The 12,190-nt window shown below is 73.6% G+C and carries 9 protein-coding genes; 3 read left to right on the top strand and 6 right to left on the bottom strand.

The window, feature by feature from the left end; translation table 11 throughout:
• The first annotated feature begins 129 nt into the window (after positions 1–129).
• Positions 130–369, top strand: coding sequence for a hypothetical protein (locus tag ASF39_RS10030; RefSeq protein WP_055886864.1), 240 nt, complete (start codon positions 130–132; stop codon positions 367–369).
• Positions 370–522: 153 nt separating this feature from the next.
• Positions 523–4,122 carry an AsmA family protein gene (locus ASF39_RS10025; RefSeq protein WP_056283292.1) on the top strand — a complete coding sequence of 1,200 codons (3,600 nt, stop codon included), beginning with the start codon at positions 523–525 and terminating at the stop codon, positions 4,120–4,122.
• Positions 4,123–4,141: 19 nt separating this feature from the next.
• On the opposite strand, the gene ASF39_RS10020 is transcribed toward ASF39_RS10025, so the two are convergent.
• Entirely contained in the window at positions 4,142–6,307 is a 2,166-nt protein-coding gene (locus tag ASF39_RS10020) for a S9 family peptidase (RefSeq protein WP_056283288.1), read from the bottom strand.
• Between the two features lie 515 nt (positions 6,308–6,822).
• Here ASF39_RS10020 and ASF39_RS10015 point away from each other — a divergent pair.
• Positions 6,823–7,257, top strand: coding sequence for a MucR family transcriptional regulator (locus ASF39_RS10015; protein WP_055886856.1), 435 nt, complete (start codon positions 6,823–6,825; stop codon positions 7,255–7,257).
• Positions 7,258–7,328: 71 nt separating this feature from the next.
• On the opposite strand, the gene panC is transcribed toward ASF39_RS10015, so the two are convergent.
• The 5 genes from panC to ASF39_RS09990 form a co-directional block, all read right to left on the bottom strand.
• On the bottom strand, positions 7,329–8,174 hold the full coding sequence (gene panC / locus ASF39_RS10010; RefSeq protein ID WP_056283572.1) for a pantoate--beta-alanine ligase: 846 nt from the start codon (positions 8,172–8,174) through the stop codon (positions 7,329–7,331).
• 293 nt (positions 8,175–8,467) lie between these two features.
• Complete coding sequence (locus ASF39_RS10005; protein WP_056283567.1) at positions 8,468–8,860, bottom strand: hypothetical protein; 393 nt, start codon at positions 8,858–8,860, stop codon at positions 8,468–8,470.
• A 65-nt stretch (positions 8,861–8,925) separates the two neighbouring features.
• Entirely contained in the window at positions 8,926–10,185 is a 1,260-nt protein-coding gene (locus tag ASF39_RS10000) for a hypothetical protein (RefSeq protein WP_244472339.1), read from the bottom strand.
• A 158-nt stretch (positions 10,186–10,343) separates the two neighbouring features.
• The gene (locus ASF39_RS09995; protein ID WP_082494468.1) at positions 10,344–11,261 is read right to left on the bottom strand and encodes a tetratricopeptide repeat protein; all 918 of its coding nucleotides are present in this window, start codon (positions 11,259–11,261) and stop codon (positions 10,344–10,346) included.
• Positions 11,261–12,190, bottom strand: a complete 930-nt coding sequence (locus ASF39_RS09990) for a VWA domain-containing protein (RefSeq protein WP_056283285.1) — start codon at positions 12,188–12,190, stop codon at positions 11,261–11,263. The genes ASF39_RS09995 and ASF39_RS09990 overlap by 1 nt, the downstream gene beginning before the upstream one ends.

Here is a 12,190-nt window from a genome sequence, read left to right as displayed (position 1 = left end):
CGGCGTCCAGGCTGCGACCACGCGGGGGCACTCTTCGCGCCTGCGTGGAACTTGGATTCCCGCCCCCGCGTCGACACATCGAGCCCAGTCGCCGCCTCATCCGAGCCTCGAGTCAGTCAGGACCGACCCATGCGCCTATCCCTCGCCACCGCCCTGTTCCTCGCCGCCGCCAGCCCGGCGCTCGCCCAGTTGTCGGGCAACCCCGACAGCCTGAACGCCACGAACGAGCGGCTCTCCAACCAGAGCCAGATCCGCGGCATCCAGCAGCAGCAGCAGTTCGAGAACAACCAGATGCGCATGCAGATCCAGCGCAACGACGCCTTCCGCGCGGCACCCGCGCCGACGATCGTCGTTCCGCCCCGGCGCTGAGGCCCGGCGCTGAAGCGCGCCCCCGGCCCGTGTGCTATGCGCAGGCCCGGGGACGCGAGATGTGGCGCCGCGCCGTGGATGCGGCCGGGTGCGATCCATCGTCGAGCCCCGTGAACCGGCCCGTCGACGCGGGCGACACGGGAACAGAGACTGGTGCGTGACATCCTGACCGCGGTCGCGGGCGCCGTCATCGTCATCCTGGTGGCGGCCCTGGCGATCCCGCCGTTCTTCCCCTGGGAGGAGTACCGCACCCTGGTCGACCGGGCGATCTCGCGGTCCGTCGGTCTTCCCGCCCGCAGCGAGGGGCGGATCGGGGTGCGGTTCCTGCCATCGCCGCGGCTGCGCCTCGACCGGCTCTCGCTGGGCGACGCCCGGGACACCGACAGGCCGTCCGTCGACCTCGGCTTCGTGAAGGCCGAGATCGGGCTGACGCCGCTCCTCTCCGGCGAGATCCGCTTCACCGAGACCCGCATCGGCCGGGCAGAATTGCGCCTGCCGGTGACCGACGGCGACAGCGTGATGCTGCCGGCAGCCCCCCTCACCGGCGAGGACGGGCTCGCCGTCGACGACCTCGCCATCCGCCAACTGGTGGTCACCACCATCGCCACCAGGACCGGCCGGACCGACCAGATCCGCGCCGAGGACGTCCGCCTCGACGCGCCGCGGCTCACCGGCCCGTGGCGGGTCGCGGGCTCGCGCGGCGGCGTGCCGTTCCGCCTGTCCACCGGCCAACCGGATGCCGAGGGCCGCATCGCGGTCAAGCTCTCGGGTGGCGGCGACACCCACCCGCGCGTCGAACTCGACGCGCGCTTGGGTCTCGTCCCGGTGCCGGACGCGCCCGCCGGCCCGATGCGGGCGATGGTGCCGGAGGCGGAGGGGACCTGGCGCGTCGTCGTCGGGCCGCCGACCCAGGCGGCCGGTCCCTACCTGCCGTTCTCCCTGTCGGGGCGCTTCGCCTCGCGCGGCCCCGTCGCCACGCTGGAAGGGGTGACCGCCGAGATCGACCCGGGCGGCAAGACCCTGCGCCTCACCGGCGACGGTCGGCTCGACCTGCGCGAGGGCCGCGCCGCGCTGAGGCTGGAGGCGCGCCGCCTCGACCTCGATTCCTTCCTGATCTCCACCGAGGGACAGGCCCTGATCGGGCGCGGCATGCCTGCCGCCGCCGGCAACCTGCCGGTGCTGGCCGACCTCGACGTCTCCGTCGAGAGCCTGGCGCTCGGCCTCGACGACTGGTCGGACCTCGACCTCGGCCTCACCCTCGACCGCGACGGCGGCCTCGTCCTGCGGCGCTTCCGGACCACGGCGCCGGGCGGCGCCCGGCTCACCGTCACCGGCAGCCTCGACACCCAGCCCCGCCTGCGCTTCACCGGCACCGCCGGGCTCGACGTGGCGGCCTCCGACGGATTCGGGCGCTACCTGCGCAAGCTCGGCCTCGAGGGGCCGGCGGTGGCGGTGATGGACGGCCGGCCGATCCAAGCCTCCTCCGACCTCTCCGCCGACTTCTCGGCCGAAGCCCCGACCCTGTCGCTGCGCAACCTGCGCCTCGGCCTCGGCGAGGCGCGGATCACCGGCAACGCCCGCTACACGCGAGGGGAGGCCGGCACCCGGGGCCGCTTCGACGCCCAGCTCGCGGCCAAAGGGGTCGACATCGCGACGCTGCCCTCCTTCGCGCAGGCGGTGTCGGGCCTGCGCGGCCACGACATCGGCCTGACGCTGCAGGCCGGCGACGTCCGCTACGGCCCGCGCCAGGGCGCCGGCGGCAGCATCGCGGCCAGCATCCGGTCTGACGGTCCGGCGCTGTCCATCGACACCCTGGAGGTGACGGATCTCGCCGGCGCCAACGCCAGGCTCTCGGGCCGCATCGCCCCCGACGGCTCGGGGCGGATCGCCGGCCATGTCGACGCGCCGGTGGCCGCCCCCCTCCTCGCCCTCCTCGACCGGGCCTGGGTGGCGGAGGCGCGGCTGCTGCCGGCCTTCCTGCGCCGGGGCGCCCTCGACCTCGACCTCAGCCTGGAACGGGAGGCGGGGGCCGCCGACACCCTCAGGGCCGCCGCCAAGGGCAAGGCCGCCGGCAGCGACCTCGACCTCACCGTGATCAGCCGGTCGGGCCGCATCGTCAGCCTCGACGCGACGCTGGCCACCGCCGAGGCGGCCCGCTGGCTCGGGCGGGGCGAGGCTCCCACCCGCCAGCCGGCGCGCCTCACCCTGACCGGCCGTCGCGGTTCCCTGCCCGGCGAGCCGAGCCCGTTGAGCGTCACCCTCGACGGGGCCGTCGCCGGCCTCACCCTGGCGACCAAGACACCGATCCTGGTGGAGCCCGGCCTGCTGCCCCCGGACGCGGGCGAGATCGCCATCGCGACCGCCGACCTCGGCCCGGTCCTCGACCTCGCCTTCGGCAAGGGTGCGACCGTGCCCGGCCCGCTGCCGGCGGACCTCGTGCTGGGCCTGTCGCGGGCCGGCGACGAGGCGCGGTTCGCGGTGAGCGGGCGCATCGCCGGCCATCCCGTCACCGCCAGCCTGCTGCGGGCGCCCGAGGGCGACCTCGGCGGTAGCCTCGGGCTGCGGCGGCTGTCCCTGCCCTGGCTCGTCGGCGTCCTGGCCCTTCCCCCCGATCCGCGCGCGGTCCCGAGCGCCGACGCGACCCTGTCGGGGGCGCGGTTCATGCCCGCACCCGAGCGGCCGCCCCTCACCCTGGCCCTGCGGGCCGACACCCTCGACCTCGGACGCGGCTTCACCATGACGGGGGCGGCCCTCAACCTGCGGCTCGCCGACGGGGCGCTCAGCCTCGACGACATCACCGGCACCCTGGCCGGCGGCGTGTTCACCGGCTCGGCCACCGTCGCCCGCCAGGGTGGGGCGGCGTCCGTTTCCGGCGAGGGTCGCATCGACGGGGCCGATCTCAAGGGGCTCGCCGGACCCGGGGCGGTGGCGGCCACGATCTCGGCGTCGCTGCGCTTCGGCGCCTCGGGGGAGAGCTTCGTCGGCCTCGCCAACAACCTCGGCGGCAGCGGCAGCCTGACTCTCTCCGGGGTGAGCCTGCCCGAGGGCGATCCGCGCGGGATCGGCCGCGCCCTCGCCCGCGCCCTGGAGGACGACGACCCCCTGCGCGAGGGCCGCCTCAAGGGGTGGATGGCCGAGGCCCTGGCCGCCGGCCCGTTCGCGGCCAGGGGGCCGGCACGGGTGCCCGCCACCCTGGTCGGCGGCGCCTTGCGGGCGACGCCCCTGTCCCTCGATCTCGACGGCGGGCGCTGGGACGGCAAGATCGATCTCGACCTGCGCAGCGGCCGCTTCGAGGCCCGCGGCACCCTCACCGGCACCGACGCGCCCCGCGGCTGGACCGCCGGCCCGCCGGCGATCCAGTTCGGTTATGCCGGCAGCCTCGCCAAGCCGGAGCGCATCGTCGATCCCGGTCCCCTCACCACCGGGCTCGCCGCGGTGGTGCTGCAGAGGGAACTGGAGAGCATCGAACTGTTCGAGGCCGACCAGAGCGAGCGCCAGCGCCGCCGCGCCCGCATCGAGATGGACCGCGCCAGGGCGGAGGCGATCAAGGCGGCGGCCGAGCGCATGGCGGCGGACAAGGTGGCGGCGGACAAGATGGCTGCGGACAAGGCGGCCACCGAGCGTGCCGCCGCGGAGAAGGCCGCGGCCGAAAGGCTCGCGGCGGAACGGGCGGCGAAGGCCGCGGCCGACCGGGCCGCCGCCGAGGCGCGCAGCCGGGAGCCGCCGACCCCTCCGGTCCCCGCCGAGCCGTGAGCCCGGCGCGGGGCCGGACCTACGCCTCGCCCGCGGCCTTGCCCACCGCGAGCAGCGCGAAGGCGTAGTTGAGCCCGACCTCCTCCAGCCGGTCGAAGCGGCCGGCCGCACCGCCGTGCCCGGCCTCCATGTTGATGCGCAGCATCACCGGGCCGCCCCCGGTCATGCTGGCGCGCAGCCGCGCGACCCATTTCGCCGGCTCCCAATAGGTCACGCGCGGGTCGGTGAGCCCGCCCAGCGCCAGGATCGCCGGATAGGTCTTGGCCGCCACGTTCTCGTAGGGCGAGTAGCCGAGGATGGTGCGGAAGGCGGCCTCGCTCTCGGCCGGGTTGCCCCATTCGGGCCATTCCGGCGGGGTCAGGGGCAGCTCGCCGTCGAGCATGGTGTTGAGCACGTCCACGAAGGGCACGTCGGCGACGATCCCCGCGAAGAGCTCGGGCGCGAGGTTGGCCACCGCCCCCATCAGCATGCCCCCCGCGCTGCCGCCGTGGGCGACGATGCGCCCTTCCGTCGTGTAGCCGGCGTCGATCAGGGCGCGGCCGCAGGCGACGAAATCCGAGAAGGTGTTGGGTTTCTTGTCCCGCTTGCCGTCCATGTACCAGCGCCAGCCCTTCTCGGTGCCGCCGCGGACGTGCGCGATGGCGTAGACGAAGCCGCGGTCGACGAGGCTGAGCAGGTTGGTGCGGAACGAGGCCGGCATCAGCGTGCCGTAGGAGCCATAGCCGTAGAGGAGCAGCGGCGCCGATCCGTCGAGGACGAGGTCGCGCCGGTGCAGGAGCGAGATCGGCACGGTCTCGCCGTCCGGCGCCGTGGCGAACAGGCGGCGGGTGACGTAGTCCTCCGGCTTGTGCCCGCTCGGCACCGTCTGGCGCTTACGCAGCTGCCGGGCGCGGGTGACGCAGTCGTAGTCGTAGGTCTCGGCCGGGGTCGTCATCGACGAGTAGGTGAAGCGGATCACCGCCGTCTCGAACTCGTGGCCCGGCTGCAGGCCGAGGGAATAGGCCTCCTCCGCGAAGGCGACGGTGTGCTCGGTGCCCGAGAAATCGCGCACGACGATGCGCGGGCGCGCGTTCTCGATCTCGAGCCGCACGAGGTGCCCGGCGATGAGGTGCTGGTGGCGGATCATGATGCCCGGCCGGTGCGGGATCACGTCGACCCAGTTCTCGCGGCCCGGCGTCGCGATCGGGCAGCTGGCGATCTTGAAGTCCTCGGCCCCGTCGGCGTTGGTGAGGAGGAAGAGGTAGGAGCCCCAGTGCTCCACCGAGTAGATAAGGAGCGGCACCCGCGCCTGCACCACGCTGAGCGCCGGGTCGGCGGCATGGCGGTCGAGGATGTGGACCTCCGCCGTCTCGTGGTCGCTGGCGGTCACCGTGAGGTAGGTGCCGGACTGGGTCTTGTCGATGTGGACGAAGAAGCCGGAATCGCGCTCCTCGTAGATCGTCGCGTCGTCGTTCTGGTCGGTGCCGAGGCGGTGGCGCATGACCCGGGCCGGGCGATGGTTGTCGTCCACCGCCGTGTAGTAGAAGGCCTTCCCGTCGGCGGCCCAGATCACCTCGCCGGAGGTGGCCTCGACCCGGTCGGGCAGGTCCTGCCCGGTGGCCAGATCGCGCACCTTGATCACGTAGAGCTCCGAGCCCTTGGTGTCGGCGCTCCAGGCCATCAGCGCGTGGTCGTCGGAATGGACCGCCGCCGAGAGCTCGAAGAAGCTCAGGCCCGCGCCCTCGGCGTCGCCGTCGATCAGGATCGTCTCGCCCGGCTCGGGGCCGCCGTCGGCCGCCGTCTCGGCGCCCGAGCCGGGCAGCACGATCACCGTGCGCGGCCGGCGGCAGACCAGGGGGTGCTGCCCGCCCTCGCGGTGGCGGGTGTAATAGGCGTGCGGCCCGTCGGGCGCGGGCACGCCGCTGTCGTCCTCGCGGATGCGGGCGCGCATCTCGGCCACCAGTGCCTTGCGCAGGGGCTCGATGCCCGCGAGCGTCGCCTCGGTGAAGGCATTCTCGGCGGTGAGATGGGCGTGGATGTCGGCGGGCAGGGTCGCGGGATCCTTGAGCACCGCGCGCCAGTTGTCGGCCTTCAGCCAGGCGTAGTCGTCGACGACCTCGACCCCGTGGACCTCGTAGCGATGCGGACGCCGTTCCGCGACCGGCGCCGCTTGCGGAACCGGGATGGTGTGACGGTCGGAAGCCATCGGACGTGTCCTTAGCGTTCGGAAAAAAGGGGCGGGACGCGTGTGCCGCGCTCCCATGGGAGGGATGTGCCGCGCGGAGGCGGCGGGGGCAAGGCCGTGCGTCGGACGCAGGGCCAGCAACATTCCAGATACACTAATCGACCGCCGCCGCGATGCTCGCCTGTGCCCGCGCAAGACATCCACAACTACAAAGGGCGTTTTTGCCACCCCTGGCGGTGGCGGGGCACTAGGAAATCCATGCGAATTGGGATCTTCGTCTTAGGAAGTCATCGGCCTGTATCTGAGGCATGCCACCCTGTCTTGCGAGGCATGGCTGAATATCCTAGAGGATGTGGGTGGCAGACAGGATCGCCATGTGTGGTCGACGACTTGCGGTCGAACAGGTCGTCGATGTGTTTTCGGCCCGCGACACCCGGAACGGGTCGGAGCGACCGGTGATTCGGCAGTCGACTTCCTGCCCGAACACCTGCGCGCCGCCCCTGTTTCTGCATCGCGTCAAAGGAACTGTTGTCCCCATGAATGATACCGACACCTCGACCGATTACGTGGAACTCACGGTCGACATCGTCTCCGCCTACGTGAGCAACAACCCGGTTCCCCCGGGCGACCTCGCCCATCTCATCGGTCGCACCCACGCCGCCCTGCTGCAGATCGCCAACGGCGTCGTCGAGACGCAGGCCGCCGCTGCTCCCCAGGCCCCCGCGGTTCCGGTGAAGAAGTCGATCACCGCCGACCATATCGTCTGCCTCGAGGACGGCCGCATCTTCAAGTCGCTCAAGCGGCACCTGCGGGCCAAGTACGACATGAGCCCCGAGCAGTACCGCGCCAAGTGGGGTCTGCCGGCCGACTACCCGATGGTGGCCCCCAATTACGCCAAGGCCCGCTCGGACCTCGCCAAGGCGATCGGCCTCGGCCAGACCCGGAACGGCAACTACGACGAAGCGGCCTGACCGGCCCATATGCGCGCCGGACCGGGGAGCGATCCGGTCCGGTGCCGAGCCTGGTTTCGTGACCGGGTCGTTCAGGTGCCGGGCGCGACCGGGACGTTGTCGATGAGCCGGGTGCGGCCGAGGTAGGCCGCCGCCAGCACCCGCGCCGGGCGGACGACCCGCTCCACCGGCGCCAGGGTGTCGGCGTCGCAGACCGCCAGGTACTGCACCGGGGCGAACCCGGCCGCCTCGAGGTCGGCTATTCCCTCGGCGACCGGCCCGGTGGCCGGCTCGCCCGCCGACAGGGCGCCCGCGATCCGCGACAGGACGGCGTTGAGGCGGGGCGCCACCGCCCGCTCCTGCGGGGTCAGGTAGCGGTTGCGCGAGGACAAGGCGAGGCCGTCGGCCTCGCGCAGGGTCGGCACGCCGCGGATCTCCACCGGTACGTCGAGGTCGCGCATGGCGCGGGTGATGACGCGCAACTGCTGGTAGTCCTTCTCGCCGAACAGGGCGACGTCGGGCCCGACCTGGTTGACGAGCTTGGCCACCACCGTCGCGACACCCGTGAAGTGGCCGGGCCGGAACGCCCCGCACAGCCCCTCCGTGAGATCGGCCACCTCGATCCGCGTGGAGAAGCCCGGCGGATACATGGTCTCGACGCCGGGCAGATAGGCCGCGTCGACGCCGGCCCCCGCGAGCAGGGCGAGGTCAGCCTCGACATTGCGCGGATACCGCGAAAAGTCCTCCGTCGGGCCGAACTGGGTGGGGTTCACAAAAATGCTGGCGACCACCCGGTCGCCGATGGTCCTGGCGTGCGCCATCAGCGCCAGGTGGCCGGCGTGGAGCGCCCCCATCGTCGGCACCAGCACGATCCGCTCGCCGCGCGCGCGCCATCCGGCGGTGGCGGTCCGCAACGGCGCGACGGCGTCGAGGCGCAGGGGAACGGGCGGTTGGGACACGGCGGGACGCTCCGGTGACGGCGCAAACGCCACACCTAAGGCCAGGGCCGGACCGGCGCCAGATGGCGAAGGCCCGGGGTCTTTCCGGTTCTCGGGTATCCGACCGATCGGTCGTTGCCGGCTTTCGGAGACAGCCGATGCCACCATAAGAGCCCGACTCGAGGCCTCATGCCATTTCCGGGTGATCACTTCGTGATGCGGGAAATGGGCTTCGCTCAGGCGCCGCGCGGGCTCGCCGATACGGTTCCCGCTCGGTTCGAGCGGAAACCCGATCAGCGGCAGTAGGGCAGGATCGAGCGGCCGAAGGGGTCGTCGGTCCCGAGGGCGGGCACGAAGCCATAGTAGCTCGGCTTGCCCAGGCCGTAGGTGGAGCCGACGTAGCTCGGATCGTCGGGCGCGTCGGTGGGGATGGGCACGCGGCGCGGACGGCAGCCCCTGGCGATCCGGCGCCGTTCCGGAACCACCGCGACGCTGCTGTCGCTGCCCTCGCGCGGGAAATAGCGCGGCAGTGGCGGGAGGTCGCTCTCGCCCGGGTCCGCGTAGGCCGGCGGAACGCCGTACCCGAACCGGCGGTCGACCGGGTCGGCGGCCCCGGCGGGGGCCGGCAGCCAAGCGATCCCGAACAGGGCGCTTGCGGTCGCCGTCAGCCTTGCGCGTCTGCCCACGTCCGTCCCCTCGATCCGCACCCGCCAGCAGGCGTGCAGGCTGCGCCGTCGTAGTGAACGCCCGGTTAACCCGCCCGGTCTCGGGTCAAGCGGCCGTCGAGGTCGGCCAGGCGCGCCTCGGCGGGGGCACGTCCGGCATCGACCCGCATCGGGCGGGCCAGCCGATCGGCGAGCCCGCGCAGGTCGAGGGCCGCGCCATCGCCCCGGCCGTAGAGCGCGTCGTCGAGGGCGGTCAGGCCCGGTGCGATGGCGGGGTCCGCCCGCCACTTCTGCGCGAGGGCGGGGTCGGCCTGACGCCCCGTCTCGATCGCGGCGCGGAAGGCGGCGGCATCACCGGCGGCGGCCGCCTTCCGGAGGGCGCGCCGGGCGGTGCGGTCGAGGCGCAGGGTCCGGCTGCTGCTGCGTCCGCCGAAGCCGACGAGGGCGAGTCCGGCACCGAAGGCGAGGAGGCCCGCCGCGCCGATCAGCACCGGCGAGATCGGGGCCGCCGCCTTGGCGTCCTCCTCGCGGTCGGGCAGTCCGCCGCCGATCTGCCGGGCCGGGATCTCGGCCTCGCGCATGATCCGCGCCACGGTGTCGAACCACGGGATCACGATGGCGTCGAGGGGGATGATCTCCGGCACGCCGGGGCGCACGTCCCACTGGTAGGTCGCGCGGGCGATGGGGCCGCTCGGGGTGATGACGGTCTCGCGGGTGACCGGCCCGGCGAAGGTGAGGATGCCGCGGGTGCGCATCACCGGGCGGGGCGGCAGCCCTTCCGCGATCATGCCCTGCGCCTCGATGGTGACGATGCGCCTCGCCGACTCCCCGAGCTTGATCGTCTCCGGGTCCGGGCTCCAGGAGTCGGTGATGGTGACGTCCTTGGCCGGCAGCCACCACGGCTCCTTCACGTCGGGGCCGCCGGTGGGCTTCGTCCATTGCGCCACCGGCAGGGCGATCGGGGCCGAGCGGACGTCCACCACCTTGCGCACGCCCTCGTCGTTGATCGTCAGGCGGTGGATGAACGGCTCGATGGTGAAGTCGCCCGCATGGTGCGGGAACACCGCCACCATGCGCTCGAAGGCGATGGCGGTGGGGCCGTCGGGCAGACGGGTCTTGGTCCAGGTGTCGCGGCCGAGCTGCGTCCAGCTGAAGTTGGCCAGCGACGGCTGGACCACCTCCTCGAGCAGGATCGGCTGCCGGTAGACCCCGCGGATGCGCAGGAGCACCATCTCGCGCGAGAACGGCGCGGCGTTGCCGTTGCGCTCGGGCGTGACCGTGAAGGTGAGATCACCGGGGGCGACCTCGGCGCGCGCGGGGGCGGCGAGGAGGAACAGAGCCGACAAGGCGGCGGCGACAGTGGCGAGGGTACGTCCCTCCCCCTTGCGGGCAGGGATCGTGGGCGGGGGTGGTGCCACCGGCCTGCGCAGCGGGTCGGCCAGCCACCCCCACCTCCAACGCCTCCCCACGAGGCGGAGGAGGGCCGCGTTCCGCCACACGCCGCTCACCATGGGTTGCTCCCCGCCGGCACCGCAGTGCCGGCCTCGACGCGGGCGGCCTGTTCGGCCTTGAGGCGCAGCTTGAGATAGCGGCCGGGATCGTCCGGCAGGGTCTGCAGCCAGAGGCGGTCGGGCCGGATCTCGTGGGCCTCGAAGCTTTTCGTCACCCGCCGCACCTCCTTCTCCGGGGCGGCGGCCACCATGGCCGAGCCCGCACCGGTGCGCCCGCGCCCGGCCGCGTCGCTGGCCGAACCGCGGGCCTCGCCCTTGCCGGACTCGATCGAGGCCTGCTCGGCCTTGCCGCGGCGCGCGACCTTGCTGTTGCCGGGCGTCGAGGACGTGGTGCCGCCCTCCTTGTTGCCGGCCAGCCCCTCGCCGCTGGAGGTCGCCTGGGTGTTGTCGTTGGGGTCCTGGTTGGCGGTCTTGTTGTAGCGCGAGCCGGTGGTGGCGGTGGCGTTGGCGATGCCGCCGCCCTTGCCGGGGTCCTTCTCGTCCTCGATCAGCCGGGCGATCAGGGAGCGGTTGGCCTGGGCGTCGGCGTTGCGCGGGTTGTAGGAGAGGGCGTCGTCGTAGGCCGCGATGGCGCCCTCCAGGTCCCCGGCCCGCGCGAGCGCATTGCCGAGGTTGTAGGCGCCGCGCTTTCCGGCCTTGCGGAAGATCTCCGCGGCCTCGCCGTAGCGGCCCGCCTGGTAGAGGGCGGGGCCGCGCCAGCCCGGATCGGACAGGACCGCGGCGGCGGCATCCGGCAGCCCCAGCCCCATCAGCAGGCGGCCGGCGGCGTTGCGCGGCTGCGAGACCAGGACGAGGGCGAACAGTCCCGCACCGGCGAGACCGAGGCCGGCGAGACGCAGCCACAAGGTCCAGCTTGCGCTCCATCCGGGCGCCAGGGCGGGCAGGCGGGGCAGAGCGATCGCTGGTCGCATCAGGCGCTCCGGCGGAACAGGAGGAGGGCGGGCAGGAGCGCCAGCAGGATCAGCCAGCGCCCCACCTCCGCGAAGGCGAGCACGCCGTAGCCGCCGGCCACCAGGTGCTGGGCGGTGCTGGCGCCGACCCGGCCGAGCACCGCGTCGGGCGCGCCGATGTCGGCCGCCACGCCGCCGCCCGTGCCGACCAGCCGGTCGAGGGAGGCGCGGTCGGGCCGGGGCACCCCCTCGGGCAGGCGCTGCGTCGCGGGCACGAACAGGCCGCTGAGTGCCCAGCCCTTGGCGCGGATGGCGGCGGCCTCGCGGGTCGCCGCCTCGCCGATGCCGTCGCCGTCGGTGATCAGCACCACGTCGCCGGCGATGACGCCGGCCTCCTCGAGGGTGCGCCGGGCCAGGGCGAGGCCGCGCTCCGGGTGGCTGCCGCGATCGGGCACGGTGTCGGCATCGATGGCGAACAGCGTCGCGCCAAGGGCATCGCGGTCGGTGGTGGGGGGAATCGCGAGGTAGGCGTCGCCGGCATAGACCACCACCGCGACGCTGCGGGTGCCGGCGGCTTCGGCGGCGGCCTGGGCGATCTGGCGCGCGTCCTTGAAGGCGCCGCCGTCGGCCACCGAACGCGAGACGTCGAGGACGATGACGGTGGCGTCGAGGTTGCGGAAGGCCGTGGTGTCGGGCCGCTCGAAGGCCGGGCCGGTGAGCGCCAGGGCGATGAGGCCGGCGGTGATCGCGGCCACGAGGTTGGCCTGGCGCCGCCCGCCCAAGACCCCGCCGCGGCGGGCCATCAGCGCCATCAGCGCGGGATCGACCGCACGCACCCAATCCCCGAGGGGGGCCGAGCGCCAGGCGGCGCGCAGCGCCAGCAGGGCGATCACCGGCAGGGCCGCGAGCCACCACGGCCGCAGGATCGCGAAGGCCGCCAGGTCGCTCAT

The organism is Methylobacterium sp. Leaf108 (assembly GCF_001423265.1).
Taxonomy (GTDB): Bacteria; Pseudomonadota; Alphaproteobacteria; order Rhizobiales; family Beijerinckiaceae; genus Methylobacterium.
This window is presented reverse-complemented; position numbering and strand designations above follow the sequence as displayed.

What these genes read in the sequence shown, in the direction of transcription:
- ASF39_RS10030 (WP_055886864.1), top strand. Translation starts at nt 130, where the DNA reads ATGCGCCTATCCCTCGCCACCGCCCTGTTCCTCGCCGCCGCCAGCCCG.
- ASF39_RS10020 (WP_056283288.1), bottom strand. Translation starts at nt 6,307, where the DNA reads ATGGCTTCCGACCGTCACACCATCCCGGTTCCGCAAGCGGCGCCGGTC.
- ASF39_RS10015 (WP_055886856.1), top strand. Translation starts at nt 6,823, where the DNA reads ATGAATGATACCGACACCTCGACCGATTACGTGGAACTCACGGTCGAC.
- ASF39_RS09995 (WP_082494468.1), bottom strand. Translation starts at nt 11,261, where the DNA reads ATGCGACCAGCGATCGCTCTGCCCCGCCTGCCCGCCCTGGCGCCCGGA.
- ASF39_RS09990 (WP_056283285.1), bottom strand. Translation starts at nt 12,190, where the DNA reads ATGAGCGACCTGGCGGCCTTCGCGATCCTGCGGCCGTGGTGGCTCGCG.